A 26,909-nucleotide genomic window follows, 5' to 3' on the forward strand; every position below is an offset into this window, starting at 1 on the left:
CCCGAGAATTAATGCCCCAGGATCTGCTTCACCTTGGAGCAGTAGCGCGAGGAGATCGGGTTCATGCGCTTTGCGCCGTGACCGGCATTGTATTTGAGGATCGTGCCGCAGGTGGAACCGCCGCCGAGCTTGTGCGCCTTGGCGAGATATTTCATGCCGTATTTGATATTGGTCTCGGGGTTGTAGAGGCCCTTGGAGGAACCGCTGTAACCCATCATGCGCGCGGTTGCCGGCTTGATCTGCATCAGGCCGATTTCACCTGCCGCACCGCGGGCATTGGCGCGGTAGTTGCTTTCAACGCGCACAACGGCGTTGGCGAGCGAGACCGGCACACCGTAGGCAGCCGCGTATTTGGAAATGATGGTGTGGTAGGAACCACCCGAACCGCTCTTGCGGACCGACGTCTTGACGGTGGTCTTCTTCCGGGACTTGGAAGCCTTCGCCGTTTTCGTGGACTTGCGGGACTTCGCCTGCAGGGCCTTCTTGACGGTCTTCTTGTCGGCCTTGATGGAACCGGTGGTCGTCATGTCCACGTCAGTCGCACTGGAACCTTTTCCGCCGCGAATGATTGCCTGAAGGAGCGTGGTCGGCTCCTTGCCCGTATCAACCTTCTTCTCTGCAGCCTTCTTTGCAGAATGCGTGGCAATGACCTGGCTGTAGCGGGGCTCGTCAGCGTGAGACAAAGACGTTGCGGCGCAGACAGCAAGCGCTGCCGCGAATAAGGTAGTGATTTTCATTTCGACCCGTAATTCTGTGCCGCTGCATCAGGGCGCGGCAGGTTTTGTTTTCCACGAGGCCGGGACGTGGTCCCTCGGCCTCAACACGGGTCGCTGTTTTGCAGGGGAAGGAGAAACAAAAAAGGCGCTTCAATTCAAATAATATGAACTGATGAAATTTTGCGCCAGTCTTGGGAGTGAGTGATCGTCAGGGAGAAGAATCAATCACAGGTTAATCATACATTAGTTTTTGCAAAATTGCGCATGTCCAGACATCGGCAATCCCATTTATCTCTAACGGTCTGAAATGCCTTTGAAATTCCCTAACGGAAACCTCCGTGTCACGGTCGAAAATGCCTGTTTGGGCGATTCCATACCCATAACCGGAGAGTAATCTCTGGAGAGCCTGCACCGCCGGCCCCGCGTCTCCAGCGCCCAGGGAATGGCCGCCCGAAATGGGCGGAACTGCGACAAAAGTGCCAAGACCGCCCTTTGCGAGACGCTCCCAGGGGAAGTTTTCGCCGGGGTCAACCTTGCGGCCGGGCGCAATATCGGAGTGTCCGAGGACCCGTTTTGGCCCGATTTTGTGACGCCGGCAGATATCTTTGCCCAGTTTCAGGACGGCTTCGATCTGGATATCGGGGAAATCAGGCAGCCCCTGCGGGTGTCCCGCATTGGCGATTTCGATGCCGATGGAGCAGGAATTGATGTCTTCGCAGCCCTGCCAGGAGCTGCGCCCGGCATGCCAGGCGCGGTCTGCCTCGCGCACCATCTGCACGATCCGGCCATCCTCGTGAACGAGATAATGGCTGGAGACCTCGCTTTCGGGCGCGCACAGCCAGTCCTGTGCGCCCTGGCCCGTTTCCATGCCGGTGTAATGCAGGATGAGCATGTCGGGCAGAAGCCCGCCACGCCGCTCTCCGAAATTCGGAGAGGGACACACTTCGGCGCCTGCGAAATCAGGCTCGAACATCATGGCGGAACAGTCCTCCGCGCTCACGCGCGAACCTGCGCTTTCTCGATGCTCTCATAGGCGGCATTGATGGAAGCGAGCCGCGTGTTGGCGATAGCGAGGAATTCTTCGGGAACGCCACGTGCGATCATGCGATCAGGATGGTTTTCGGCAACCAGCCTGCGGTAGCGGCGCTTGATCTCGTCAAACGGGGCATCCTGCTCGACGCCAAGAACCATGTAGGGATTGCCCTCGCCCTGAAGCGCATGGCGCGAGAGGATCTGCTCGAAATGGTCTTCGCGGATATCGAAGATCTCGGCAACGCGCTGAAGGAAGTCACGCTCGCGCTCATGGATCACACCATCGGCCTTGGCGATGTGGAACAGCGCATCAAGGATATCCTCAAGCATGGCGCAATTGGTGTCACCGGAGCCGCAGAGACCGGACATCTGACGGGCATAGGCCTCGAAGCCGGCCACATCCTGCTGCGCCAGACCATAAAGACGCGAAACATTGGCCTGCTCATTGCGCGGAACGGAGAAAATCTCGTGAAACGCCTGCACCTCGTCGGGCGTCACGACGCCATCGGCCTTGGCCATCTTTGCAGACAGGGCAATGATGGCGACGGAGAAGGCGACGCGCCGGCGCAACTGCGGATCGCCTTCGAAAACGGTGCGAATGGCCTCGACCATCGCCGAAAGCGCGCTGCCGGGTGCGCGCGTAATAAAGTCTGTAATGCGATCCCAAAAAGTCATGCGGTTTTGTAACCGCAATTGCTGACGATTTCGAGACGCAGATTGGCGCATGAAGAAACCGGACAAGCCGCACGGCTCACCCGGTCTCATTCATGAGCGTCAATGCCCGCCGGCATCAGCTCGATACCAGACGGTGCAATCACCTTACTGGACCTTACTGGCTGGTCGTGCCCTGATCCTGCATCGTGTCAGGCGCTTCCGGCGCAGCAGCGGGCGCATCCATCGGGGTCGTATCCTGCTGCTCGGACTCGATGCTCTGGGTGGTCGTGTTGTCGCCCTCACTGCAGGCGGCAAGTCCGAGAAGGGCCAGCCCCGAAACGGTTGCAGCTAGAAACTTTTTCATATCCACTCTCCATACAAAGCACATCTTCCGGGCACGTCGCCGCGCGCCCACAGCGAGGAAATGCGCCAGACCGCATGGAGTTTCGTAACGTTGAGTGACGGGCCGTAACGATGCGGGATCGCGGACGCGCCATGCGCCCTGCCCGCAGGCTTACGGGCCAGGGTCAGGCCCCTAAAGGCTGGTGGCGCTGCGCGCGGCCTGATCATATTGCCCGGACAGGGCGTGCATTACCGCGGCAATGCCGGAAAGTGCTTCCTCATCGAGTTTGAGGCGCTTGGTGCTCGAAACGAGCAGCGCTTCACGAACCTCGTGATAGCGCTCGCAGGCGGCAGCCCCTTCCGCAGTCGCCTTCACCGTCTTCTCCTTGCCCCTGCGCCCGGTCTTGACCAGACCGAGCGCGGCCAGCTTCTTGATGGCGTAGGACGCGACGTGAACGTCTTCGATGTTGAACATCATGCACAGTTCCGAAAGCGTCTTCTCCCGGTTCCTGTGATTGACGGCGTGCAGGATCTGCACGGCGGTGGGCTGCAGACCCGGCACACCCGCCGCCGCCATGCAGCGCACCATCCAGCGCTCGAAGGAATGGCTCATCACGGTCATCGCAAACTCGATCTCCGACAGCGCCGGCATGGCGCCAGCGGCCAGATGGGCTGCGGAGACGACCGGTCCGACTTTCCGTTCGGCGTTCGACATCATTACCTCGCGAGCATGGTTTGCGGCAGCCATAGCGCCAGTTGCGGGAACAGGACGACCAACGCAACGGCGACGATCATCATGAGGAAGAACGGCAGGGTCATGCCGGCGACCTTGAGAATGTTGTGCCCGGTGAGCCCCTGAATGACGAACAGGTTGAAGCCGACCGGCGGCGTGATCTGACTCATCTCGACCACGAGCACGAGATAGATGCCGAACCAGATGATGTCGAGCCCCGCAGCCTCGACCATGGGCAGAATGACCGATGCGGTGAGCACGACGATGGAAATACCGTCGAGAAAACAGCCCAGCACGACGAAGAAAAGGGTCAGCACAGCCAGAAGCGCATAGGGCGAGTAGCCCTGCTCGGCGATGAACTGCGCCAGCGCACGGGGAATGCCCGTATAGCCCATGGCCACGGTCAGAACGGACGCACCGGCGAGGATGAGCACGATCATGCAGGAAGTGCGCGAGGCGTTGCGCAGCGCAGCGAAAAAGGTCGAGCGACTTAACGTGCCGGTGAACCATGACAGGGCCAGTGAGAGAACCACACCGACAACGGCGGCCTCGGTGGGCGACGCAAAGCCGCCATAGATCGAACCGATGACACCGATGATGAGCGCCAGGATCGGGAACAGGCGGCGAGTCTGCCAGATGCGCTGAAGATAGGGAATGCGCGGATCGGCCTCGGGCATGCGCTTGTGATTGATCATCGACCAAACGGCCGTGTAGCCCATGAAGAGCGCCGCCAGCATGATGCCGGGAATGACGCCGGCGATGAAAAGACGGGCGATGGACTGCTCGGTGGCCGCACCATAGACGATCAGGATGATCGAGGGCGGGATGAGCAGGCCGAGCGTGCCGGAACCGGCAAGCGAGCCGATGGCCATGCGCTCGTCATAGCCGCGCTTTCTGAGTTCGGGCAGAGACATGCGGCCGATGGTGGCCGTGGTGGCGGCAGACGAGCCGGACACGGCGGCAAAGATGGCGCAGCCCAGAATGTTGACGTGCAGGAGCCGGCCCGGCAGACGCCGCATCCACGGCGCAAGACCGGCGAACATGTCTTCGGCCAGCCGCGTGCGGAACAGGATCTCCCCCATCCAGATGAACATGGGAAGAGCAGCCAGGTCCCACGAATTGATGGAACCCCATACGGTGGTGGCCATCACCGCGCCGGGCGGCACCGGAACCATGAGATAGATGGCGGTAAGGCCGGCCACCATGAGCGCCAGAGCGACCCAGAGGCCGGCGGCAAGCAGGACGAGCATCAGCCCGCCGAGCGTGAGGGAAATGGTCAGAAGGTCCATCACACTTCCTCCGCCGCGCCATCTTCGGTGGCGAGATAAGATGGAGACCGGCCCGTTAGCGCGGCGAACAGGTCATCCAGCAGCGCAACGGCGAAGATGCCGATCCCGAGCGCCATGACCGCCTGCGGTATCCAGAGCGGGATGGCGATGATGCCGTAAGACAATTCGTTGAAGCGGTGACTGTCGAGGGCGAGCTTCGCTGCATAATAGAAGAAGAAGCCGGCCAGCGCCGCGCCGACCAGAAGCACGAACACCTCGGCCACCCGGCGCATGCCCTCGGGCATGGCGGCAAGACCCAGGGTCACACGGATCTGCGCACCGCCGCGCAGGGAGCCGGCAAGCGCCATGAAAGACGCGCCGACCAGCAGGAAGCCCGCGATCTCGGCCAGCGACGGCACGAGAAACCCGTAAGGAGGCAGGCCGAAAAGCCCAAGCAGGGTGTCCACCACGCGCCCCATGACCTGGGCGAACACCAGAACTGCAATCGCGCAGAGGGCAGCCATGGCCAGCCACTCGGCCGCGCCATAAAGCCCGTTCAGTATTTTTCTCATTGTCGTCGTCTCCGCTCGACGGTCTCATTTTGGTCGCACATGGCGACCGGTCTGCGGGCGGCCGGACATCCAGCCGCCCGCAGGGTCAGTCAAAGCGGTCAGTTCCTGTAAGCGTCGAGGACGGCCTTGCCTTCGTCGCCAGCCTTTTCGGCCCATTCGGCGGACATTTCCGCACCGATGGCGGCAAGCCCTTCCTTGAGCTCGGCGCTCGGCGCAGTGACGGTGATGCCATTGTCCTTGAGGATCTGGGTCTTGTCTTCCGTCTCCTTGACGGAGGCTTCCCAGCCGCGCGTCTCGGCGGTGGCCGCAGCCTCAAGCACCGCTGCCTGCTGATCTTCCGGCAGCGCATCGAACGCGGCCTTGTTGACGAAGACCATGTTGCGCGGGAGCCAGGCCTGCGCGTCGGAATAATGGGAGAGGAAGTCCCAGACCTTGGAGTTTGCGCCGGTGGAGGGCGACGTGACCATGGCCTCGACGCGGCCGGTGGCGAAGGCGGTCGGCAGGTCCGGCACCTCTACCTGGGTCGGCAGCGAGCCGGCGAGCTGCGCCAGACGCTCGGTGGCGGCATTGTAGGCGCGCATCTTCAGACCCTTGAGGTCGTCGACCGAAGAGATTTCCTTCTGGGTGTAGATGCCCTGCGGCGGCCACGGCACGGAGAAGAGAAGCTGAAGCCCCTGCTCCTGAAGCTTTGCGGCAAGCTGGTCCTTCGACGCGCCATAGAGCTTCTTCGCGTCATCATAGCTGGTCGCCAGGAAGGGGATCGAATCCACTTCATAGATCGGGTCTTCATTGGAAAGACGCGATCCCAGAACCTCGCCGATCTGGGCAAGGCCCTGACGCACCGCGTTCTTGATGTCGGGATGCTTGAACAGCGAGCCGTTGGAATGAACGGTGATCTCCAGACCGCCATCGGTGGCGGTTTTCACATCCTCAGCGAACTGGGCGATGTTCTGCGTGTGGAAATTGGTGTCGCCATAGGGCACCGGCATGTCCCACTTGGTCTGCGCGGAGGCAGAGGTGGCAAAGCCGAGAGCGGCTGCGGCCACAGCGAATTTCACGGAATGATGCATCGTCAATCTCCCATTTGTATGAGGCAACGGAGGCGTTCCCTCACCTTCTTTCGTTGCAATGGAAGGAGCGTCGCACACTCAGATAATATGTCAATAAATTATTGACGTTTTATCCGAGACATGTTTCTCCTTTTGCCAAGGATAATGCGAAGGAACCGACGATGACAGCTGGCAAATGGGATTTTTGGATCGACCGCGGCGGCACGTTTACCGATGTGATCGGCCGCGATCCGGATGGCGGGCTTTTCGCCCGCAAGCTGCTTTCTGAAAATCCGGAAGCCTATGCCGACGCCGGTATTCAGGGCATTCGCGATCACCTCGGCGTCAAGGCCGGCGAAGCCATGCCTTCGCATCTGATCGGCGACGTGAAGATGGGCACGACCGTGGCGACCAATGCGCTTCTGGAGCGCAAGGGCGACCGCGTGGCGCTGGTCATCACCAGGGGTTTCCGCGACGCGCTCAAGATCGCCTACCAGGCGCGGCCGGACATCTTCGCCAAGGAAATCATCCTGCCCGAACAGCTCTATGAGCGCGTGATCGAGGTGCCGGAGCGCCGCCGTGTCGACGGCACGGTGGAAACGGAACTCGACCTCGACGCCGTGAAGGGCGAGATCGAGGCGGCCAAGGCCGATGGCATCGACGCGGTCGCCATCGTCTTCATGCATGCGTGGAAATATCCCGAGCATGAGAAAGCGGCGGCAAGCCTTTGCCGCGAATCCGGTTTTTCGCAGGTTTCGGTCAGCCACGAGACCTCGCCGCTGATCAAGCTGGTGGGTCGTGGCGACACCACGGTGGTGGACGCCTATCTGTCGCCGATCCTGTCGCGCTATGTGAACCGCGTGGCGGCGGAACTGGGCGTCAACGAGAACGGCGAAGGCCCGGGCCTCAAATTCATGATGTCGTCGGGCGGCCTGACGGCGGCCGACAAGTTCCAGGGCAAGGACGCGATCCTTTCCGGCCCTGCCGGCGGCGTGGTCGGCATGGTGGAGACGGCGCGGCTTGCCGGCTTCGACAAGGTGATCGGCTTCGACATGGGCGGCACCTCGACGGATGTGGCCCATTATGACGGCGAATATGAACGCGCCTTCGACACGGAAGTGGCGGGCGTGCGCATCCGCGCGCCGATGATGCGCATTCACACCGTGGCCGCCGGCGGCGGTTCGATCCTGCATTATGAAGACAACCGCCTTAAGGCGGGTCCGGATTCGGCCGGCGCAAACCCCGGCCCCGCCTGCTATCGCCGTGGCGGGCCGCTGGCCGTGACCGATGCGAACGTGATGCTGGGCAAGCTGCAGCCGGATTTCTTCCCGGCCATTTTCGGCCCCGAGCAGAACGAGCCGCTCGATGTGGACGCCGTGCGCGCCCGCTTCACCGAACTGGCCGAGCAGATCGGCGACGGACGTCCCGCGGAAGCCGTGGCGGAAGGCTTCATCACCATTGCGGTCGAAAACATGGCCAATGCGGTGAAGAAGATCTCCGTGCAGCGCGGCTATGACGTGACCGGCTATCTGCTGAACTGTTTTGGCGGCGCGGGCGGCCAGCATGCCTGCCTCGTGGCCGACGCGCTGGGCATGGAAGCGGTGCTGATCCATCCGATGTCGGGCCTGCTCTCGGCCTATGGCATCGGGCTTGCGACCGTGTTCGCCTCGCGCCAGCAGGCGCTTTTGAAGCCCTTTGCGGAAAGCTCTCTGGACGCCATCGACGCGCTTTCGGCGTCGCTGCGCGAAGAGGTGCGCGAGGAACTCGCCGATCAGGGCATCACCGGCGACAAGGTGGTCTGGGCAACCAAGCTGGAAATCCGCTACGAGGGCACCGACACGACGCTGCCCATCGCCTTCGACGGCACGCTTGAGACCGCCAGGGCCGCCTTCGAGGCGGCGCACAAGGCGCAGTTCGGCTTCGTCTATGACGACAAGCCGATGGTGGTGGAAGCCGTCAGCGTCGAGGGACTGGACGCGGGCGATGGCCGTCCGGTTGAGCAGGAGCAGGCGACCAGCGACGCCACGCCCGCCCCCGGCGAAACGCGCGCGATCTTCTGCGACGGCGCATGGCACGATGCCGGCATCTACCGCCGCGAGACGCTGTCGCGCGGCGCCAGGGTCAACGGCCCTGCCCTCATCATCGAGGCCAACCAGACGGTTGTTGTGGAGCCCGGCTGGCAGGCCGAGATCACCGCGCTCGACCACATTCTGATGCGCCGCGTGGAAAAGAAGGCCCGCATGGCCGCACTCGGCACCAAGGCCGATCCGGTGATGCTTGAGGTCTTCAACAACCTGTTCATGTCGATCGCCGAACAGATGGGCGTGACGCTGCAGAACACCGCCTATTCGGTGAACATCAAGGAGCGGCTCGACTTCTCCTGCGCGGTGTTCGACCAGAATGGCGCGCTGGTGGCCAATGCCCCGCACATGCCGGTGCATCTGGGCTCCATGGACCGCTCGGTGGAAACCGTCATCCGGCTGAACAAGGGCAATATCCGCCCCGGCGACGTGTTCGCGCTGAACGCGCCTTACAATGGCGGCACGCATCTGCCCGACATCACGGTGGTCACACCCGTGTTTGACGATCACGGCGAGAACATTCTGTTCTACACCGCCTCGCGCGGCCACCATGCCGATGTCGGCGGCACAGCACCCGGCTCCATGACGCCGCTGGCGACCACGGTGGATGAAGAAGGCGTTCTGTTCGACAATTTCCGCCTCGTCGAGAGCGGCAAGTTCCGCGAAGAGGAGCTGCACACGCTTCTGACCGACCACGCCTATCCGGCGCGCAACCCGCACCAGAACATCGCCGATCTGAAGGCGCAGATCGCCGCCAACGAAAAGGGCGTTGCTGAACTGCGCAAGATGATCGACCAGTTCGGTCTGGACGTGGTGCAGGCCTATATGGGCCATGTGCAGGACAATGCGGCGGAAGCCGTGCGCCGCGTACTCGAACGCCTGCCGGATGCGTCGGAATATGAATATCCGACCGACACGGGCCAGGTGATCAAGGTGAAGATCACCGTCGACCGCGAGAAGCGCGAGGCGACCGTCGACTTCACCGGCACGTCGAATGTTCAGAAGAACAATTTCAACGCGCCTGAACCGGTGACCCGCGCGGCGGTGCTCTATGCCTTCCGCGTGATGGTGGAAGGGCAGATCCCGATGAATGCGGGCTGCCTCAGGCCGATCAACATCGTGATCCCGGAAAACTGCATGCTGCGCCCCTCCTATCCGGCAGCGGTCGTGGCCGGCAATGTGGAGACGTCCCAGCACGTCACCAATGCGCTGTTCGGCGCGATGAAGGCCATCGCCAACAGCCAGGGCACGATGAACAATCTGACCTTCGGCAATGAAGAGTATCAGTATTACGAGACCATCTGCTCCGGCTCACCGGCCGGTCGCATGAATGACGGTCGCGGCTTCGATGGCGCGTCGGGCGTTCATGTCCACATGACCAATTCGCGCCTGACAGACCCGGAAATCCTCGAACTGCGCTTCCCGGTTCTGCTTGAGGACTTCCACATCCGCGAAGGCTCGGGCGGCAAGGGCAAGTGGAATGCGGGCGACGGCACGCGCCGCACCATCCGCTTCCTGAAGACCATGGAATGCGCCATTCTCTCCTCCCACCGCACCCAGCCGCCACGCGGCGTTGAGGGCGGTGGCGATGGTGAAATGGGCAAGACCGAGGTGCGCCGCAAGGACGGTCATGTCGAAACGCTCAAGGGCTGTGACCAGACGGTGATCGAGGCTGGCGAAGCGGTGATCGTGACAACGCCCACCGCCGGCGGTTTCGGCAAGGCGTAAAGCACTCAGGATTGCGGGCGGGGGAGCGTGCTTCTCCGCCCGCATTGTCATTGAAGCCCCCGGTCCGGGGCCAGGCGCTGCCGAACGGGCGGCGCGCGGGGCTAAACCTGCACCCCGCCTTTAACAGCCCCGTCACACTCGGTCATTCAGGTTTCACGCGCGCGTCATGGAAGCGCAGTAGCCCCTCAAGACAAGATTGAGGGGAGAGACCCATGACAGATCTTTCAGCCGGCACCGGCCTTTCCACCCGACGCCATCTCGGCAAGGCGGTCTATCAGAACAGGGCCACAACGCGCGCAGGCCTTTCCGAACGCCTCTTCGCCCTTCTTTTTTCGGGCCTCGTCTATCCGCAGATCTGGGAAGACCCGGACGTGGACATCGCGGCGATGGAGCTCGATGAAAGCCACCACATCGTCACCATCGCGTCGGGCGGCTGCAACGTGCTGGCCTATCTCACCCGCCAGCCGGCGAAGATCGACGCCGTGGACCTGAACGCCGCGCATGTGGCGCTCAACCGGCTGAAGCTCACCGCCTTCAAGGCGCTGCCCGCCCATGGCGACCTGCTGCGCTTCTTCGGCGCAACCAACCAGCGCAGCAACAGCGAGGCCTATCGCCGCTTCATCGCGCCAGCGCTCGACGCCCAGTCGCGCCGGCACTGGGAAAGCCGCGGGCCGCTCGGCCGCAAGCGCATCGACGCCTTCACGCGCAATTTCTACCGCAAGGGCCTGCTCGGCTTCTTTATCGCCACCGGCCACACGGTCGCAAAGTTCTATGGCGTGAACCCGGCGGACATCATGAAATCGCGCTCGCTTCGCGATCAGCGCATCTTCTTCGATGAGCAGTTACGCCCGCTGTTCGACCGCGGGCTCGTGCGCTGGGCGACCTCGCGCAAGGCATCGCTTTTTGGCCTCGGCATTCCGCCGGCACAGTATGACTCGCTGATCACGGCGGGTGACGGCACCATGGCGGACGTTCTGTCGAGCCGGCTTGAGAAGCTCGCCTGCCATTTTCCGCTCAAGGAAAACTATTTCGCCTGGCAGGCCTTCGCCCGCCATTATCCCGCACAGGGCGAAGCCACCCTGCCTGCCTATCTGGAGCGCAGGAACTTCGACACGATCCGCGCTGCGGCGGACAATGTGACGGTGCACCACGCGAACCTGATGGATGTGCTGGGCAACAAGCCCGCGCAGAGCGTGGACCGCTATGTGCTGCTCGACGCGCAGGACTGGATGAACGACGATCAGCTCAACGCACTGTGGAGCGAGATCACCCGCACGGCAGCGCCCGGCGCGCGCGTCATCTTCCGCACTGCCGCAGCGCCGAGCCTGCTGCCGGGCCGCGTGAACGACCACATTCTGAACCAGTGGCGCTATGAGAAGCTCCGCTCGCGCGAACTCTCGGCCAATGACCGTTCGGCGATCTATGGCGGGTTCCACCTCTATGTGAAAGCGGCCTGAGAATGGCCATGCCGCAGACCGCCGGCCACGCCAGTCTGATGGACGGCGTCTATCGCCGCCAGCGCCATATCTACGACCTGACGCGCAAATATTATCTGCTTGGGCGTGACGGGCTGATCGGCGGGCTGAACGCACCGGAAGGCGGTGCGGTGCTGGAGCTGGGCTGCGGAACGGGGCGCAATCTGGCGCTCGTTTCGGATCATTATCCGAAAGCGCGTCTTTTCGGCCTCGATATCTCGCAGGAGATGCTTGCCACCGCAAGAAGGCGCATGGAGCGTGAGGGGATCGACGCCCGACTGGCCAAAGCCGATGCATCGTCTTTCGATGCCGAGGCGCTGTTCGGGCAGGCCCGGTTCGACCGGGTTTTCATTTCCTATTCGCTGTCGATGATCCCGCCATGGCGCGAGACCATTGCAGCCGGCCTCGACTGCGTTGCGCCGGGCGGGTCGCTGCACATCGTGGATTTCGGCCAGCAGGAGCGCCTGCCCGGCTGGTTTCGCGCAGGATTGCGCCGCTGGCTTGCGGCCTTCCACGTGACACCGCGTGATTCACTGCGTGAAGCGCTGGAATCGGAATGCGAGAAACGGGGCGCAAGCCTTCGTTTCGACTCGTCTTTTCGCGGTTACGCCGTGCAGGCGATTGTGGAAATGCCTGCGGTGAACGGCATCCCGTTGCAGTGACGTGGTGCGTGGTTCGACAAGCTCACCATGAGGGATGGGATTGGCTGCACAACTGGTGAGCAAGGGTGTGGAACCGGTCTTCACCGCGAAGCCCACCTCCCTCATGGTGAGCTTGTCGAACCACGCACAATGCTGCCACCGCAAAACCGAACAGCGCCGAGATTGGCGCCTGCCCCTACTCCAACTCCCCCGGGATCTTCGCCAGAGCCTCGATCAGCGCCTGCGGCTTGTAGCCGAGGCGTGAGGGCGTGAGGCCCATGCGCACCACCACCATGCGCAGCGAAGGAATGACCGTGATGGTCTGGCCATCATGGCCGAGCATCCAGAATGCGTCGGGCGGCAGGTTGAAGCCCTCGTCTTCCGGCACGCCGCGCGGCGTGTTGGCGCGGGGACCGTGCAGCCAGGTCTGCCGGCCATATTCGCCGCCCGAAGCTTCCGTGGGGGTGCGCATCCACCGCACCCAGCCTTCCGGCAGAATGCGTTCGCCCTTCCACACGCCATCCTGCAGGAGAAGCTGGCCGAACTTCGCCCAGTCGCGTGCTGACGCATAGAGGTTGGAAGAACCGGCATAGGTGCCGCGCGGGTCCGTCTCGAAGACGGCGCTGTCCATGCCCAGCGGACCGAACAGGGCCTCATAGGGCCACGCCAGCGCATCCTGTGGCGCATTGAACGTGTCCTGCCAGACACGCGACAGGAGAACGCTCGTGCCGCTCGAATAGTTGAAGACCCCGCCGACGGGACCTTCAAGCTTCTGGTCAGCCGCGAAGGCCGGCATGTCGGAGGCGAGATAGAGCATGCGCGTGACATCGCTCACATCGCCGTAATCCTCGTTGAAGTAGAGACCGCTCTCCATCGCGAGAAGATCGGCAACGGTGATCTTCGATCGCTCGTCACCCGCCCATTCGGGGAACAGATTGCTGTCCTCGACGGACAGGCGGCCAGCCTTGACGCGGGTGCCGATGAGCGCGGCGGTGACGGTCTTGGTCATGGACCAGCCGATCAGGGGCTGCGTGTAATGGGCGACATCCTCGCCAAAACGCTCGCCGATGATGCGGCCATCCTGCACGACGACCACGGCGCGCATGCCGGGGCCGGTGAGCGCCGGATCATCGAGGAGTTCGGCCACCAGTTCATGCCCCTTAACGTCGATGCGCGGGCCATCCGGCCACAGATCCGTTCCCTGAGACGCAGGCTCCGGCCTGTCGAAACGGGCGCCCAGCGCCGCCTTCACATCGCCATCGGGCACGGCGGCGCAGCCGGTCGCACCACGATAGACGGCAAGCCCGTCGCCAAAGACCCCGAAGAGGCCGGTGTGAACCGTGGCGTCGGACGGCTCGACCCGCACGCTCATGAGCTTCAAAAGCGGATGGCCCGGGGCCTGAACGTCGCGCTCGAGCACGGTCTGCGGGTCGCGCCCGGCTATGAACACATTGGAGCAGATAATCTTGGCGGCGTAATTGGAGCCGACACGAATGAGCGCGGGCGGCGAGACGTAAAGCCAGAGAGCGGCACCGGCGATTGCAACGGCAAGGAGACCGAGGAGCCATTTGAAGAGCCTGAGAGCAGTTCGCATTCCGTCGTCTTCTCCGTCTTCCCTTGCGGCCAGCCCTTTCATCCTGTGGTGACGGGGCCGGCAACTTCGCCTATTTCTGTCGGCGACGCCCCTATTTGCTGATTCGCACCCTGAGGAGCCCCGCTCATCATGCGTCGATTGATGATCGCCAGTCTATCCGCTTTGCTCGTCGGCTGCTCGACCGTCGACTATGATTTTTCCGATGTTGCGCCCAAGGCGCAACCCTCGACAATGCGCAGCAGCGGCGGCCTGCGCTTTGCCGACACCGACCCGCATGAATGGGAGGGTGGCGCACCCTGGCACTATGCGGTGCACGGAACGGATGTCGCCAAATATCAGGCCGACATCGACTGGAAGAAGGTTGCCCGCAACGACATTTCCTTTGCCTTCATCAAGGCGACGGAGGGTGGCGACATTGTCGACGATTATTTTGCGCGCAACTGGCGCGCGGCAAAGGCGGCCGGCGTTCCGCGCGGGGCCTACCATTTCTACTACCATTGCCGCCCGGCCATCGAGCAGGCGCGGTGGTTCATCCGCAATGTGCCGCGCGACGCTTCGGCCCTGCCGCCCGTTCTGGACATGGAGTGGACGCCCTTCTCTCCCACCTGCACCATCCGCCCGCCGGCGGAGAAGGTGCGTTCGGAGATGCGCATCTTCCTGAACGCGGTGGAACGCCATTATGGCAAGCGGCCGATCATCTATACCTCGATCGACTTCTTCGATGACAATGATCTGAGCAGCTTCAAGGGCTATCCCTTCTGGTTACGCTCGGTGGCCGGTCATCCGGATGACAAATATTCCGATCATCCTTGGGTCTTCTGGCAATATACGGGCACCGGCGTGATCCCGGGCATTGAGGGGAAGGCCGATATCAACGTGTTCAACGGCAACGCCAGAGCCTGGAAGAACTGGCTCCGGGCCAATGCCAGCTGATCGCGCCAGACGCCTTCAGCCCGTGTTATCAAGGAGAGTTCATATGCGCAGAAATTCCATCGCGCTTGGGGCGCTGTTCGCCTTTGGCTTTGCCGGCAGCGCCGTGGCGCAGCAATGTGGCGGCGATTTCAACGCCTGGCGGGAAGGCGTGCGGCAGGAGGCTGCAGCCGACGGCATCGGCGAGCGCGGCCTTTCGGCGCTGAACGGCGCCGGCATCGAGCAGAAGGTTCTGCAACGCGACCGCGCGCAGGGCGTGTTCAACCAGACCTTTGCCGAATTCGCCGGCCGCATGATCAATGATTACCGGCTGAAGAACGGCGCGGCCAATCTGAAGAAATACGCCAACACCTTCGCGCGCGCCCAGAACGAGTTTGGCGTCCCCGGCCCGGTGATCGCCTCCTTCTGGGCGCTGGAAACGGATTTCGGCGCGGTGCAGGGCGACTTCTCGACGCTCAACGCGCTCGCCACGCTGGCGCATGACTGCCGCCGGCCGGAGATCTTCCGCCCGCAGCTGATCGCGCTTCTGCACCTGATCGATCAGGGCTGGGTGCCGGCCAATGTGACCGGCGCGTGGGCCGGCGAGATCGGCCAGATGCAGATGCTGCCGTCCGACTATTACACTAAGGGTGTCGATGGCGACGGCGACGGCAAGGTGGATTTGAAAGGCAGTTCGCCCGACGCCATTCTGACGGCGGCGAAGAACCTCCAGTCGCTTGGCTGGAAGCCCGGCCAGCCCTGGATGGAAGAAGTGCGTGTGCCGGATCAGATGGCCTGGGAGAAGACCGGCCGCGTGACCAAGCTGCCGCGCTCGGAATGGGCGGCGATGGGCGTGACCTATCGCGATGGCAGCCCGCTGCCGGCCGATGGCATGGCGACGGCTGTGGTTCTGCCGATGGGCCACAAGGGACCGGCCTTCCTCGTCTACGACAATTACGACATCTATCTGGAATGGAACCAGTCGCTCATCTACACGCTGACGGCGGCGCATCTGGCGGCGCGCCTTGCCGGCGCACCGCGCTTTGACGTGCGCTCGCCCGAGCAGGGCCTTGCGCCCGAGACGATGAAGCAGTTGCAGACCAAGCTTGCCGCGCGCGGCCATGATGTGGGCAAGATCGACGGCATTCTGGGCGCCGGAACCCGCGAAGCGGTGCGTCAGGAACAGCTGCGCCTTGGCCTGCCCGCCGATGGCTGGCCGACGCCGACGCTGTTCTCCAACCTCTAGGCGTTTTCTTTAGACGCCCCGGCAGCCGGTTCTTCATCGGGTTGCCGGGGTTTTTCTTCCGCCGCCTCAGATGCGACCGTCGCCTCGGCGGCTTCCTTTTCCGCCTTCTCTTCTTTCTTCCGGGCCGCTTTCGCGGCCTTTTCAAGCGCGCGGCGGGCGCGCCATTTGCGCAGGGTCAGACGGCCGGCGCGATAGCGGGCGCGCACCCACCAGAGCCCCTCACCCACATTCCCGATCTCTTCGGCATAGGCTTCCGACAGCGCTTCGCGATAGGAAGAAAAGCCCTTGGCCGCCACATAGTCGATGCGGCGCATGACCGACATCCACGCCGGCGAGAAGAGAAGCGAGATGGCGGTGACGGCGATGGCAAGGCGATAGCTGTCCTGCCCGAGCGCGCCCGCCGACAGGCCGGCAGCCGCCAGCACGAAGGAGAACTCGCCGATCTGCGCCATGGAGAGGCCGCCGATCAGCGCCGTGTTGCGGTCGTGCCCGGTGGCGCGCAGCAGGAAGACGTTGAGCAGCGTCTTGGCGGCGATGACCAGAAGGGCGGCCCCCAGCACCATCCAGAGATTGTTCCAGATATAGGTCAGGTCGAACAGAAGGCCGATGGACAGGAAGAAGATCACCACGAGGATGCTCTGGATCGGTTCGATGACCGGGATGATGCGGGCGCGCAGGTTGGAATTGCCCACCAGAATGCCGGCCACGAACGCGCCATAGGCGGGCGAAAGACCGAGAAAGCCCGAGAGAGCGGCCGCGCCGAAACAGACGCCCAGCGCGCCAAGCGCCAGGATCTCGACATTGTCGGCAATGGCAGCCGCGAAGGGCAAGCGCAGCTTGCCGCGTCGCCCGAGCCACCACAGGAGCCAGCCGAGAAACCCGACCGCCAGCGCCACCTTGGCGGCGATGGCGAGAAGGCTCGTGTCGGCACCGCCAAGGGCCGAGACGATGATGAGCATCGGCACCACGGCAATGTCCTGCGCGATCAGCACGGCGATGGCGATACGGCCCGCATCGCGGCGAAGCTCGTCCATGTCGCTGAGCATCTTCATGGCGACGACCGTGCTCGACAGGCCGATGATGAAGCCGAAGATGATGCCCTCGGAAAGCCCCGTTCCGCCCATCCATGCGATGGACAGACCGATGGCCAGCGCCACGGCCAATTGCCCGACCGCCACAAGGACAGCAGGTTTTAGGCTCATGATGAAGGCTCTCAGCGAAAGCTCCATGCCGATGAAGAAAAGCAGCATGAGCACGCCCATCTCGGCAAGCGCGGTCACGCTGTCGGAATTGCCGATGAGGCCGAAGCCGGTCGGCCCCATGACGACACCGGCCAGAATGAAACCGACAAGCGGAGGCTGTTTCAGGCGCATCAGGCCAAGCCCGAGCGCAATGGCCACCAGAAGGACGAAGGCGATCTCCGTCAGTGGAAAGGCGTGTGCTTCCGCTTCCAAGTTCCGGTTCCCTTTTCCGTGTGCGCCCGATCAATCCGCCATGGTTTCGAGGCTGGCGAAACCTTCCGGTGCGGAACCCGCATCGAAAGGCGTTTTCACCTCGACGAACGTGTCGGGATAAAACCCGTTGAACCGGGTTCTTAGCGACATGGAATAGGCGCCAATATGGCCGATCTCGATCCAGTCGCCGGTATCCACCGTTTCCGGCAGCCAGAACGGACGAGACAGGATGTCGACGGAATCACAGGTCGCCCCGCAGACCTTGAACGGCACCACCTTTTCAGGGTCGCCATTGCGGTTGCGGATCGCGGGGTCGGGAATGAAGCGGGCCGGCAGGGTGATTTTTCCGGTCCAGGAATCGGAGAGCGAGGCCCAGATGCCGTCATTGATGTAAAGCCGGCGGCCCTTGCGCAGGAGAACGCGCACGATGAGCGAAAAGGCGCGCGCAACGATGACGCGACCGGGCTCCGCAACGAGCGGCATTTCATCAAAGCCCCACTCCACAATATCGGCCCGCAACCGCGCCATGATTTCATCAAGGCTCGGCATTTCGGGCTTCTTGCGGTTCGGGTCGTGGCCATATTCCGCCGGGAAACCACCGCCAACGTCGAGTGCGGCGAGTGGCACGCCCGCCCTGCCCCGCACCCAGTCTGCCGAGGCAAGCGCGCGCTCATAGGTATCCGGGTCCTGGATCTGTGAACCGACATGGAAGCACAGGCCAAGCCTGTAGCCATGGCGATGCAGACGCCGCAGAAGCTCAACCGCCTGAGCGGGACCGGCCCCGAATTTCTTCGACAGTTCGTAGGCCGCGTGGCCCTTGGTCTGGATGCGCACGAAGACGGTGAGCGTGCCCGGATCGATATCGAGGGCGCGGACCACGCGGATCAGCTTGGAGACCTCATCCTCGTGATCGACCGCGATGACGCGAATGCCGTATTCCTCCAGCGCAAGGCGAATATCGGACTGCGCCTTGACCGGGTGCATGTAGAGCATCTCGGCCCGCGGCGCGACGGAACGGACGGAAGCAAACTCGGCGGGTGAGGCCACATCGAACGCATCGACGCCGGCTTCCGCCAGCGTCTTCAAAACCAGTTTCTCGCCATTCGTCTTGACCGCATAGGCCGTCTTGCCGGGGAACTGCCCCATGAAATCACGTGCATCGGCTTTCAGAACATCGGGCCGGAAGCAGTAGATCGGCTCATCCGGACGAAGCTTCATGGCGGCGTCTCGGGCGGTCTCAAAAAACTGCATTGGCGGCTCCGGGTTCGGTTGAACGCTTAGGGCGGACCGGAAGGGTAGAGGATTTGCCGTTCAAGTAAACGCTCCTCCAAAGGGTTTTTCCGGCACAGGAAACGGGAAGGCATGTTTCGGGTGGGCGGCGCGCGCCTCTCCGATTTAGGGTCCTGATCCTAATGCACCAGACAGGCATTCGATCCCGAATGTTTCCGAGATGAAAGACAATGCGATGACCGCACAATCGCCAGCCGGAACCGCCACGCCGCCTATGTCGCTTGAAAACTGGGCGCTTCTCATCGTTCTCGGCGCGGTTTGGGGCGGCTCCTATTTCTTCGCGCGGATCGCGGTCGGCGAGATGCCGCCGCTCATGCTGGTCATGTTTCGCGTGTCGATCGCAGCCCTGATCCTGCAGGCCTATCTCGCCCTGCGCGGCCCTTCTTTCCGCACGGCGCTACCGCTTGCGGGCAGTTTCTGCGTGATGGCGCTCCTGAACAATGTGATCCCGTTTTCACTGATCTTCATGGGCCAGACGGAGGTTGGCGCAGGGCTTGCCTCGGTGCTCAATGCAACGACGCCCTTCTGGACAGCCATCCTCGCAAACATGCTGACAGCGGATGAAAAACTGTCGGTCACGAAGATCACGGGCATAGCACTCGGCATCGCCGGCACGGCGGTGATGATCGGCCCCGGCCTTTTTGCCGGGCTGGGCGGGCCGATCTGGGCCAAGTTCGCGATGATCGGCGGTGCGGTCTCCTACGGCTTCGCCTTCATCTATGCGCGCCGCTTCCGCAACGTGCCTTCGCCCATCGTCGCCGCCGGGCAGCTAAGCGCTTCGAGCGTGATCATGATCCCGCTGGTTCTGGCGCTTTACGGCACGGGCAACCTGTTTGCGTTCTCGGGCAATGTCTGGGCCGCCGTGATCGGGCTTGCCGCCCTTTCGACGGCCTTCGCCTATCTGATCTATTTCCGTGTCCTGGCAAGCGCGGGCGCGACCAACGCTTCGCTTGTCACCTTCCTCAATCCGGTGAGCGCGATCCTGCTTGGAACCGTGTTTCTGGGGGAAAGGCTGGCGCGTTTCGAGATGGCCGGAATGGCGCTGATCGCGGCGGGCCTGATCGTGATCGACGGGCGGCTGATCGCGCGCATCCGTTAACACAAAGTGAATCAAACCGATTGCCCAATGATTTCAAAAGGGCGCGCGCGACAGTGGTCAGATTTTCCAGATTCCTACCGCAGCGCAGCATAAAATCCGCTTGCCGCAGACCCGCCCATCCCTAGAATCCGGGAAGCATAAGCAGAGGAGGCTTTGCCATGGGACTGACACGGCCTGTTAATGCACTGATGATTTGTGCGGCATTCGTCTTTATCGGCGCTCTCGTGATGGGCGTGTTGCCGTAAAGCCATAACCGGAACAGCCACCCAGCCCCTCCCCGCATCCATGCGGATGCAAAAGGGTTGATCCAGGGTTTCGATGCTCTGGAAGGCAGCTATCCGGATTTTGTTGATAGACATAAAAAAGGGCCGGTTCGCCGGCCCTTTCTCACAAGCGGTTTATGCTGCCGCCGGCTGCTCGGCGCCAAGGTCCGCCTTCGGGCGGATGCCGATCATGTGGCTGACGGCGTAGACGAGATCCGCACGGTTCATCGTGTAGAAATGGAAATCGTCAATGCCGCGCTCGATAAGGTCCAAAACCTGCTCGGCGGCCACCGCCGAAGCCACGAGAGCGTGGATCTGCGGTTCGTTTTCCAGCCCAGCGAAACGCTCGGCCAGCCAGCCGGGAACACTTGCGCCGCAGCGGCCCGCAAAGTTGGCCACCTGGGTGAAATTGTGCACCGGCAGAATGCCCGGAACGATGGGGATGTAGATGCCGGCGCGGCGCGCGCGCTCGACGTAACGCTCATAGAGATCGTTGTCGAAGAAGAACTGGGTTATGGCGCGTGTCGCCCCATTGTCGACCTTGCGCTTGAGCATGTCGATGTCGGTTGCGAAATCCGGGCTTTCGGGATGCTTTTCCGGATAGGCGGACACCGAGATATCGAGATCGCCCTGCAGCTTCATCGCGCCCGTGAGCTCTGCGCCATTGGCGTAGCCATTGGGATGGGGGCGATAGGCAGCGCCGACACCCGCACTCGGATCGCCGCGCAGCGCCACGAAGCGCTTTACGCCCATTTCGACGAACTCGGCCACCACCTGATCGACTTCCTCGCGTGAAGCGTCAACACAGGTCATGTGGGCGGCCGGCGTCAGCGTCGTCTCTTCAAGGATGCGGCGGACCGTGCGGGCCGTGCGCTCGCGCGTGGAGCCGCCCGCGCCATAGGTGACGGAGACGAAGGACGGCGCCAGAGGCTCAAGCCGCTTCACCGTTTCCCACAGGCGGTCCTCCATCGCATCCGTCTTCGGGGGGAAGAACTCGAACGACACACGGAGCTTGCCAGCCGTGTCCGGCTGACGGGAAAAACGCTGTTGCGGCATCAAGCCGTCTCCTTCTGAGCAATCGACGGCGCCATGCCGTCGGCAATCTGCATGCGCCGGTCGCGGGCCAGCCAAAGCTTGACCGTGAGGCCCTTTCCGGCCTCGCCACGCGGCGCAAATTCCAGTGTTTCGGCCAGATCGAGTTCGGCCTCTTCGAGCCATTCTGCAATCTGGCTGTCGGCCAGTCCGAGCCGCATATGGGCATGTTCCTCGCGCAGGAACTCGTGCTCATGCGGCGCGAAATCGACGATCACCAGCCGCCCGCCGGGCCTCAAAAGCCGGGCGGCCTCGCGGATGGCGTTTCCTGGCCTGTCGATATAGTGCAGCACCTGATGGATGGTCACCAGATCATGCGCATCACGCTCAAGCTGCGGGGCGGAGATATCGCCAAGGCGCACCTGCGCATTGGCGATGCCGGCCCGGTCGAGATTGGCGCGGGCCACCGCAAGCATCTCGCGCGACAGATCAATGCCGACCCCGCGCTGGTAGAGCGGCGCGAACAGCTCCAGCATGCGGCCGGTGCCCGTGCCAAGATCCACCATGGACTGGAACGGCCGGTCGCCGATGAGCTTTCGGAGCTCTTCTTCCACGGCCTTGTCGGGCACGTGAAGCGAGCGGATCTCATCCCAGCTTGCCGCGTTCTGCGAAAAATACTCCGCCGCCCTCTCCTCGCGCCGGCGCTTGATCGCACCAAGCCGCTCCAGATCACGCTCAATGACCGGGTCGGCCTGATCGAGCCGCACCACGACGCCATCGACGAATTCACGCGCGGCGTCGGCATCCGACAGGCGGAAATAGGCCCAGGAACCTTCCTGGTAACGGACGATGAGATGGGCTTCGAGCAGGAGCTTGAGATGACGGGAAACGCGCGGCTGCGACTGGCCGAGAATCTCGGTCAGGTCGGTCACGGTCAGATCGCCCTGCGACAGAAGCGCAAGGATACGCAGGCGACTGGTTTCAGCCGCCGCCTTCAACGTATCGACCATCTGGTCGAGATGAATTGCCGGACGCATCAGCATGCGCTTCTCCTGATACATATAAAGATATGTTTATATCGTTTCGGCTTGCTTGGCAAGGCGGCGCAGTTCACACTGCACAGCCTGCGGCAAGGCGGGGCACAGCGCGCGGCAATGCGGGCCGCGCACAGGAAGAAGAGAGTTTTCAGGGACATGAAACGGGCATCAACCGGGCGGCGCAAAGCGGTCGACAAGGCGCTGACGCTGCTTATTCCCTGGGCGCCGATGGCGGATGCCGAGGCGATCCGCGACAAGGCAGACGACCGCAAGCTGCGCACGCTGCCTCCGGCCATCGCCGTTTGGCTGGCAACGGTGACGCATGTGCGCCATGAGCACACGGATTACGACGCGATGCTGGAAGACGGTTATGACCGGGATGCGGCGCGGCACTTCGTGGTGGACGACATCAACACCGTTCTGACGCGCTGGCGCGCCACACGCCTGCTCGATCCGGCGGAAGAAGATGGCATGGAAGCCCGGCAGGACTGAACCTGCCGGGCTTCCATGCCCTGCATCACATCATGCGCAGGAGCGCGCCACCAATGGAGTAGCCAGCGCCGAAGGCGCATAGCAGCCCATGCTCGCCGGGTTTCATGTCCCGGTGCTTTTCTTCAAGTGCGATGATTGCACCAGCGGCTGCCGTGTTGCCCAGACGGTCGAGCACGGTGGGCGCACGGTCCTGCCCCACCTCGCCGCCAAAGGCGAGCTTGAGGATCATGGCGTTCATGCGCGCATTGGCCTGATGCAGCCAGAAGCGACGCATCGTCTCCGGCGTGTGACCGTGCTCCGCCAGAAAGTCGACAATGAATTTGTGACCGGCAATGGTCACATCCTTGAAGACCTTGTTTCCGTTCTGCTTGATGAGATTGCCTTCCATGGCGAGATAGGACGGATCGTCCTGCGCCAGGCGGCTCATGAAGCCGAAATTGGTGCGGATGTTGTTTGAGAACTGGGTCCAGCTGCGCGTGTCGACGATTTCGAAACGGCCGGGACGCTCTTCGCTCGCGCCCAGCGCCTCGATGAGAACGGCCACGGAGGCGTCACCGAAGATGAAGTGGGTCTGCCGGTCGCGGAAGTTCAGATGCGCGGTGATGAGCTCCGGCGTGACGACGAGCACACGGCGGTGCGCGCCGGAGCGCACGAGATTGGTCGCCACATGGAGGCCGGCGAGCGCCGAGGAGCAGCCAAGCCCCATGTCGAAGCCAGCGCCGCTGGTGCCGAGCGCCTTCTGGATCTCGATGGCGATGGCCGGATAGGGCCGCTGATGATGGGCGGACGCACAGATGACAAGATCGACATCGCGCGCCTCGACGCCGGCATGGGCAAGCGCCTTTCGGGCTGCGGCCACGCCGAACTCGGCCATGACGGAAAGTTCGTCATCTGCGCGGGCGGGAATGTTGGGCGCCATGCGGGCTGGATCGAGAATGCCGTCACGCTCATAGACATGGCGGCGCTGGATGCCGGACGCATGCTCGATGAAGCCGGCATCGGATTTCGCCAGCGGCGGCAGGCCGGCGGCCTCGCGCTTCGGGTTTTCCGTGTCGACCCAGGCGTTGAAGCTCTCGACCAATTCTTCATTGGAGATGGACGCTTCAGGGATTTCGACGCCAATTCCGCCGACGCAGACGCGCGTCATGGCGTTGGAATGGTGCGGTGCGAAGTCTGAAGCCTCTTGCTCGCTGGTGCGCAGCATGATCCGTGCCTGTGTTTGCCTTCTGGAGGTTCGGACCGGAAACCGGTTTCGGTTGATCCGACGCCCCACAAATAGTTTCGATCGTCCCTTTTGCGTCCGAATGGATACATGGCGATCTATGGCCGATTTACGACGTGACGCCACGGTGTCAAGGAAACACTGCCCCGGGCGTTCACGATGCAATAATGAACGAAACACTCAAACAGAGTGTGAACGCAAAAAGAGAAGGGGCCGAAGCCCCTTCCCGAATGCGCATTCTACAGACACGTTTCGGTCTGTCTACCGCGTCAGGCGCTTGTAGGTCACCCGCCTGGGGTTGACGCTGTCGGGGCCGAGACGGCGGATCTTGTCCTGCTCGTAATCCTCGAAGTTGCCCTCGAACCACTCCACATGGCTATCGCCTTCAAAGGCGAGGATGTGCGTGGCCAGACGGTCGAGGAACATGCGGTCATGCGAGATGATAACGGCGCAGCCGGCGAAGTTTTCCAGCGCGTCTTCGAGTGCGGCCAGCGTCTCGGTGTCGAGGTCGTTGGTCGGTTCGTCGAGCAGCAGGACGTTGCCGCCTTCCTTGAGCAGCTTGGCCATGTGAACGCGGTTGCGCTGACCGCCGGACAGCGAGCCGACCTTCTGCTGCTGGTCGCCGCCCTTGAAGTTGAAGGACGAGCAATAGGCGCGGCTGTTCACTTCGTGAGCGCCAAGCTTGATGATGTCGTTGCCGCCGGAAATCTCTTCCCAGACCGTCTTGTCGGGGTCGAGCGAGTCGCGGCTCTGGTCGACATAGCCCAGCTTGACGGTCTCACCGACACGGATCTCGCCACCATCGGGCTTTTCCTGGCCGGTGATCATGCGGAACAGCGTGGTCTTACCCGCGCCGTTGGCGCCGATCACGCCGACAATGCCGCCGGGCGGCAGCTTGAAGTCGAGACCGTCGATCAGGAGGCGGTCGCCATAGCCCTTGGAGAGGCCTTCGGCCTCGATGACCACATTGCCGAGGCGTTCGCCGGCCGGAATGATGATCTGCGCATCGCCGGGACGCCGGTCGGCGGCAGACTGCACCAGCTCGTCATAGGCGCGGATACGGGCCTTCGACTTGGCCTGACGGGCCTTGGGGCTGGCTGCCATCCACTCGCGCTCGCGCGACAGCGCCTTCTCGCGGGCGGCCTCTTCGCGGCCTTCCTGCGCCATGCGCTTGGCCTTGGCTTCCAGATAGGCGGTATAATTGCCTTCATAGGGAATGCCACGACCACGGTCGAGCTCGAGAATCCAGCCGGTGACATTGTCGAGGAAGTAGCGATCGTGGGTGATGATCATCACGGCGCCGGGATATTCGCGCAGGTGCTTTTCAAGCCACGCCGTGGTTTCTGCGTCCAGATGGTTGGTCGGTTCGTCGAGCAGCAGCAGATCGGGCTGGCGCAGGAGAAGCTGGCACAGCGCCACGCGGCGCTTTTCACCACCCGACAGATGGTCGATGGATGCATCGGCCGGCGGGCAGCGCAGCGCTTCCATGGCCATTTCGACCTGGCTTTCCAGATCCCAGAGGTTCTGGCTGTCGATCTGATCCTGAAGCTGGGAAGCCTCCTCCGCCGTCTCGTCGGAGTAGTCCATCATCAGCTCGTTGTAGCGGTCGAGGATCGCCTTCTTGGCGGCGACGCCCTCCATCACATTGCCCATCACGTCGAGGGCCGGATCAAGCTGCGGCTCCTGCGGCAGATATCCGCAGGTCGCGCCTTCGGCGAGCCATGCTTCGCCGGTGAACTCCTTGTCGAGACCGGCCATGATCCTGAGCACGGTCGACTTACCCGCGCCGTTGGGGCCGAGAATGCCGATCTTGGCGTCCGGGTAAAAGGACAGATGAACGTTCTCAAGAACCTTCTTGGAGCCGTAGGCCTTGTTGAGGCCGGACATGTGGTAGATGAATTGGCGTGCCATGTGGCTCGTCGCGCTCCGTCTCACTCGAATTGGGGGGAACCTGTTGAGCAGCGTATGTAGGCCAAACGAAGCGGCGGGGCAATCCGCAGCACGGAGGGAAGATGGGCTTCGATATCGAAACGCGGCTTGCAACGCCGACCGGTGCTGATCTGCATCTGTTCAAACGCTCGGCGAGCGGCGAGGCGCGCGCTGCCGTGCAGATAAACCACGGCGTTGCGGAACATGCCGCGCGCTATGCGGCCTTCGCCGATTTCCTGTCGCAGCGTGGCTTTCACGTCTATGCACACGACCATCGCGGCCATGGCGAAACAAAAGCGCCGGGCGCCCCGCTTGGCCATTTCGGACCAGGCGTCGGGATGGACACGCTGCTCACGGACGTGAACGCGGTGCATGATCATATCGCCGGGGAACATCCCGGTCTGCCGGTGGTCATCTTCGGGCATTCGATGGGCGGCATGATCGCCCTCAATTTCGCACTGCGCCATGGCGACCGGCTGGCGGGAGCTGCGGTGTGGAACGCACCACTGACCACCGCGCTGGAAGCGTTTGCCGGCCGGTCCGTTCTGGCGTGGGAGCGCTTCCGCCTCGGATCGGATGTGCCTTCATGGCTTCTGCCGAAATTTACCTTTGCGCTCTGGGCGAGCGCCTTCCCGGAGCGGCGCACCGGGTCCGACTGGCTGTCGCGGGATGCTGCCGAAGTCGACGCCTATATCGCCGATCCGCTGTCCGGCTGGGATCCGTCGGTCGGCATCTGGACGGTGCTGTTCGAACTGGGTCGGGGCCCCGCCGACCCGGCGACGCTTGCGGCAGCGCGCAAGACCCTGCCCTATCAACTGGTCGGCGGTTCGGAAGATCCTTCGACACGCGGCGGCAAGATCACACGGAAGCTTGAAACACATCTGCGCAAAAACGGCTTTTCGAATCTCGAAACAAGGATTTACGAGGGTTTCCGGCACGAATCCCTCAGGGAGATCGGGCGCGAGCAGGCCATGGAGGACTTTGCGGCCTGGGCCGAAAAAATCATCAATTAATGCCAAAATAATGCGGTGAGCGCATCTAGAAGGCGACC

23 protein-coding genes are annotated in these 26,909 nt (G+C 62.7%); 8 read left to right on the top strand and 15 right to left on the bottom strand.

The annotated features are described in order from the left end of the window. Positions 1 to 8 precede the first annotated feature (8 nt). From JYP46_RS11360 to JYP46_RS11395, 8 genes are all read right to left on the bottom strand, one after another. Entirely contained in the window at positions 9 to 737 is a 729-nt protein-coding gene (locus JYP46_RS11360; RefSeq protein WP_206543897.1) for a lytic transglycosylase domain-containing protein, read from the bottom strand. 211 nt (positions 738 to 948) lie between these two features. Beyond that, a complete protein-coding gene (locus JYP46_RS11365) occupies positions 949 to 1,692 on the bottom strand; it encodes an N-acetylmuramoyl-L-alanine amidase (protein WP_206543898.1) in 744 nt (247 codons plus the stop codon). 20 nt (positions 1,693 to 1,712) lie between these two features. Continuing rightward, positions 1,713 to 2,423: a J domain-containing protein gene (locus JYP46_RS11370; protein WP_113155655.1), complete on the bottom strand. Its 711-nt coding sequence runs from the start codon at positions 2,421 to 2,423 to the stop codon at positions 1,713 to 1,715. A gap of 154 nt (positions 2,424 to 2,577) precedes the next feature. Continuing rightward, on the bottom strand, positions 2,578 to 2,766 hold the full coding sequence (locus JYP46_RS11375; protein WP_206548144.1) for a hypothetical protein: 189 nt from the start codon (positions 2,764 to 2,766) through the stop codon (positions 2,578 to 2,580). A 171-nt stretch (positions 2,767 to 2,937) separates the two neighbouring features. Continuing rightward, on the bottom strand, positions 2,938 to 3,459 hold the full coding sequence (locus JYP46_RS11380; RefSeq protein WP_222474093.1) for a winged helix DNA-binding protein: 522 nt from the start codon (positions 3,457 to 3,459) through the stop codon (positions 2,938 to 2,940). Between the two features lie 2 nt (positions 3,460 to 3,461). Then, on the bottom strand, positions 3,462 to 4,766 hold the full coding sequence (locus JYP46_RS11385) for a TRAP transporter large permease (protein WP_206548145.1): 1,305 nt from the start codon (positions 4,764 to 4,766) through the stop codon (positions 3,462 to 3,464). Then, positions 4,766 to 5,317, bottom strand: coding sequence for a TRAP transporter small permease (locus tag JYP46_RS11390; RefSeq protein ID WP_206543901.1), 552 nt, complete (start codon positions 5,315 to 5,317; stop codon positions 4,766 to 4,768). The genes JYP46_RS11385 and JYP46_RS11390 overlap by 1 nt, the downstream gene beginning before the upstream one ends. 98 nt (positions 5,318 to 5,415) lie before the next feature. Continuing rightward, on the bottom strand, positions 5,416 to 6,387 hold the full coding sequence (locus JYP46_RS11395) for a TRAP transporter substrate-binding protein (protein WP_206548146.1): 972 nt from the start codon (positions 6,385 to 6,387) through the stop codon (positions 5,416 to 5,418). Between the two features lie 161 nt (positions 6,388 to 6,548). On the opposite strand from JYP46_RS11395, the gene JYP46_RS11400 reads away from it, so the two are divergent. From JYP46_RS11400 to JYP46_RS11410, 3 genes are all read left to right on the top strand, one after another. Beyond that, entirely contained in the window at positions 6,549 to 10,175 is a 3,627-nt protein-coding gene (locus JYP46_RS11400; protein ID WP_206548147.1) for a hydantoinase B/oxoprolinase family protein, read from the top strand. Between the two features lie 212 nt (positions 10,176 to 10,387). Beyond that, entirely contained in the window at positions 10,388 to 11,632 is a 1,245-nt protein-coding gene (locus tag JYP46_RS11405; RefSeq protein WP_206548148.1) for a BtaA family protein, read from the top strand. A 2-nt stretch (positions 11,633 to 11,634) separates the two neighbouring features. Continuing rightward, positions 11,635 to 12,312, top strand: coding sequence for a class I SAM-dependent methyltransferase (locus JYP46_RS11410; protein ID WP_206548149.1), 678 nt, complete (start codon positions 11,635 to 11,637; stop codon positions 12,310 to 12,312). A 175-nt stretch (positions 12,313 to 12,487) separates the two neighbouring features. On the opposite strand, the gene JYP46_RS11415 is transcribed toward JYP46_RS11410, so the two are convergent. Further along, positions 12,488 to 13,885, bottom strand: coding sequence for a serine hydrolase domain-containing protein (locus JYP46_RS11415; RefSeq protein ID WP_206548150.1), 1,398 nt, complete (start codon positions 13,883 to 13,885; stop codon positions 12,488 to 12,490). 129 nt (positions 13,886 to 14,014) lie between these two features. Here JYP46_RS11415 and JYP46_RS11420 point away from each other — a divergent pair, with 129 nt between their 5' ends. Further along, the gene (locus JYP46_RS11420) at positions 14,015 to 14,818 is read left to right on the top strand and encodes a glycoside hydrolase family 25 protein (RefSeq protein WP_113155665.1); all 804 of its coding nucleotides are present in this window, start codon (positions 14,015 to 14,017) and stop codon (positions 14,816 to 14,818) included. A 43-nt stretch (positions 14,819 to 14,861) separates the two neighbouring features. Further along, positions 14,862 to 16,040 carry a lytic murein transglycosylase gene (locus JYP46_RS11425; protein WP_206548151.1) on the top strand — a complete coding sequence of 393 codons (1,179 nt, stop codon included), beginning with the start codon at positions 14,862 to 14,864 and terminating at the stop codon, positions 16,038 to 16,040. Here the strand turns inward: JYP46_RS11425 and JYP46_RS11430 are convergent. Together JYP46_RS11430 and JYP46_RS11435 are read right to left on the bottom strand one after the other, a co-directional pair. Further along, positions 16,037 to 17,494: a cation:proton antiporter gene (locus tag JYP46_RS11430; RefSeq protein WP_206548152.1), complete on the bottom strand. Its 1,458-nt coding sequence runs from the start codon at positions 17,492 to 17,494 to the stop codon at positions 16,037 to 16,039. The genes JYP46_RS11425 and JYP46_RS11430 overlap by 4 nt on opposite strands. Before the next feature lie 30 nt (positions 17,495 to 17,524). Continuing rightward, positions 17,525 to 18,745, bottom strand: coding sequence for an alanine racemase (locus JYP46_RS11435; RefSeq protein WP_206548153.1), 1,221 nt, complete (start codon positions 18,743 to 18,745; stop codon positions 17,525 to 17,527). A gap of 214 nt (positions 18,746 to 18,959) precedes the next feature. Here JYP46_RS11435 and JYP46_RS11440 point away from each other — a divergent pair, with 214 nt between their 5' ends. Further along, positions 18,960 to 19,883 (top strand): DMT family transporter, encoded by a 924-nt coding sequence (locus JYP46_RS11440; RefSeq protein ID WP_236042181.1) that lies wholly within the window; start codon positions 18,960 to 18,962, stop codon positions 19,881 to 19,883. Positions 19,884 to 20,281: 398 nt separating this feature from the next. Here JYP46_RS11440 and metF read toward each other — a convergent pair whose 3' ends face one another. Further along, a complete protein-coding gene (gene metF / locus JYP46_RS11445; RefSeq protein ID WP_206543909.1) occupies positions 20,282 to 21,202 on the bottom strand; it encodes a methylenetetrahydrofolate reductase [NAD(P)H] in 921 nt (306 codons plus the stop codon). Beyond that, entirely contained in the window at positions 21,202 to 22,221 is a 1,020-nt protein-coding gene (locus JYP46_RS11450; protein ID WP_113156368.1) for an ArsR/SmtB family transcription factor, read from the bottom strand. The genes metF and JYP46_RS11450 overlap by 1 nt, the downstream gene beginning before the upstream one ends. 150 nt (positions 22,222 to 22,371) lie before the next feature. Between JYP46_RS11450 and JYP46_RS11455 the strand changes: the two genes are divergently transcribed. Further along, positions 22,372 to 22,707, top strand: a complete 336-nt coding sequence (locus JYP46_RS11455; protein ID WP_113155671.1) for a DUF2293 domain-containing protein — start codon at positions 22,372 to 22,374, stop codon at positions 22,705 to 22,707. A gap of 25 nt (positions 22,708 to 22,732) precedes the next feature. Here JYP46_RS11455 and JYP46_RS11460 read toward each other — a convergent pair whose 3' ends face one another. Together JYP46_RS11460 and ettA are read right to left on the bottom strand one after the other, a co-directional pair. Further along, positions 22,733 to 23,854, bottom strand: a complete 1,122-nt coding sequence (locus JYP46_RS11460; RefSeq protein ID WP_113156369.1) for a beta-ketoacyl-ACP synthase III — start codon at positions 23,852 to 23,854, stop codon at positions 22,733 to 22,735. A 336-nt stretch (positions 23,855 to 24,190) separates the two neighbouring features. Then, a complete protein-coding gene (gene ettA, locus JYP46_RS11465; RefSeq protein ID WP_206543910.1) occupies positions 24,191 to 25,840 on the bottom strand; it encodes an energy-dependent translational throttle protein EttA in 1,650 nt (549 codons plus the stop codon). Positions 25,841 to 25,941: 101 nt separating this feature from the next. Here ettA and JYP46_RS11470 point away from each other — a divergent pair, with 101 nt between their 5' ends. Next, positions 25,942 to 26,871, top strand: a complete 930-nt coding sequence (locus JYP46_RS11470; protein ID WP_206548154.1) for an alpha/beta fold hydrolase — start codon at positions 25,942 to 25,944, stop codon at positions 26,869 to 26,871. Positions 26,872 to 26,909: the final 38 nt, after the last annotated feature.

It is taken from the genome of Nitratireductor aquimarinus, from assembly GCF_017255295.1.
GTDB lineage: Bacteria > Pseudomonadota > Alphaproteobacteria > Rhizobiales > Rhizobiaceae > Nitratireductor > Nitratireductor aquimarinus.

What these genes read in the sequence shown, in the direction of transcription:
- JYP46_RS11400 (WP_206548147.1), top strand. Translation starts at nt 6,549, where the DNA reads ATGACAGCTGGCAAATGGGATTTTTGGATCGACCGCGGCGGCACGTTT.
- JYP46_RS11455 (WP_113155671.1), top strand. Translation starts at nt 22,372, where the DNA reads ATGAAACGGGCATCAACCGGGCGGCGCAAAGCGGTCGACAAGGCGCTG.
- JYP46_RS11365 (WP_206543898.1), bottom strand. Translation starts at nt 1,692, where the DNA reads ATGATGTTCGAGCCTGATTTCGCAGGCGCCGAAGTGTGTCCCTCTCCG.
- metF (WP_206543909.1), bottom strand. Translation starts at nt 21,202, where the DNA reads ATGCCGCAACAGCGTTTTTCCCGTCAGCCGGACACGGCTGGCAAGCTC.
- JYP46_RS11380 (WP_222474093.1), bottom strand. Translation starts at nt 3,459, where the DNA reads ATGTCGAACGCCGAACGGAAAGTCGGACCGGTCGTCTCCGCAGCCCAT.
- JYP46_RS11410 (WP_206548149.1), top strand. Translation starts at nt 11,635, where the DNA reads ATGGCCATGCCGCAGACCGCCGGCCACGCCAGTCTGATGGACGGCGTC.
- JYP46_RS11425 (WP_206548151.1), top strand. Translation starts at nt 14,862, where the DNA reads ATGCGCAGAAATTCCATCGCGCTTGGGGCGCTGTTCGCCTTTGGCTTT.
- JYP46_RS11385 (WP_206548145.1), bottom strand. Translation starts at nt 4,766, where the DNA reads ATGGACCTTCTGACCATTTCCCTCACGCTCGGCGGGCTGATGCTCGTC.
- JYP46_RS11375 (WP_206548144.1), bottom strand. Translation starts at nt 2,766, where the DNA reads ATGAAAAAGTTTCTAGCTGCAACCGTTTCGGGGCTGGCCCTTCTCGGA.
- JYP46_RS11420 (WP_113155665.1), top strand. Translation starts at nt 14,015, where the DNA reads ATGCGTCGATTGATGATCGCCAGTCTATCCGCTTTGCTCGTCGGCTGC.
- JYP46_RS11395 (WP_206548146.1), bottom strand. Translation starts at nt 6,387, where the DNA reads ATGCATCATTCCGTGAAATTCGCTGTGGCCGCAGCCGCTCTCGGCTTT.
- JYP46_RS11460 (WP_113156369.1), bottom strand. Translation starts at nt 23,854, where the DNA reads ATGACGCGCGTCTGCGTCGGCGGAATTGGCGTCGAAATCCCTGAAGCG.
- JYP46_RS11415 (WP_206548150.1), bottom strand. Translation starts at nt 13,885, where the DNA reads ATGCGAACTGCTCTCAGGCTCTTCAAATGGCTCCTCGGTCTCCTTGCC.
- JYP46_RS11440 (WP_236042181.1), top strand. Translation starts at nt 18,960, where the DNA reads ATGACCGCACAATCGCCAGCCGGAACCGCCACGCCGCCTATGTCGCTT.
- JYP46_RS11405 (WP_206548148.1), top strand. Translation starts at nt 10,388, where the DNA reads ATGACAGATCTTTCAGCCGGCACCGGCCTTTCCACCCGACGCCATCTC.
- ettA (WP_206543910.1), bottom strand. Translation starts at nt 25,840, where the DNA reads ATGGCACGCCAATTCATCTACCACATGTCCGGCCTCAACAAGGCCTAC.
- JYP46_RS11470 (WP_206548154.1), top strand. Translation starts at nt 25,942, where the DNA reads ATGGGCTTCGATATCGAAACGCGGCTTGCAACGCCGACCGGTGCTGAT.
- JYP46_RS11370 (WP_113155655.1), bottom strand. Translation starts at nt 2,423, where the DNA reads ATGACTTTTTGGGATCGCATTACAGACTTTATTACGCGCGCACCCGGC.
- JYP46_RS11360 (WP_206543897.1), bottom strand. Translation starts at nt 737, where the DNA reads ATGAAAATCACTACCTTATTCGCGGCAGCGCTTGCTGTCTGCGCCGCA.
- JYP46_RS11435 (WP_206548153.1), bottom strand. Translation starts at nt 18,745, where the DNA reads ATGCAGTTTTTTGAGACCGCCCGAGACGCCGCCATGAAGCTTCGTCCG.
- JYP46_RS11450 (WP_113156368.1), bottom strand. Translation starts at nt 22,221, where the DNA reads ATGCTGATGCGTCCGGCAATTCATCTCGACCAGATGGTCGATACGTTG.
- JYP46_RS11390 (WP_206543901.1), bottom strand. Translation starts at nt 5,317, where the DNA reads ATGAGAAAAATACTGAACGGGCTTTATGGCGCGGCCGAGTGGCTGGCC.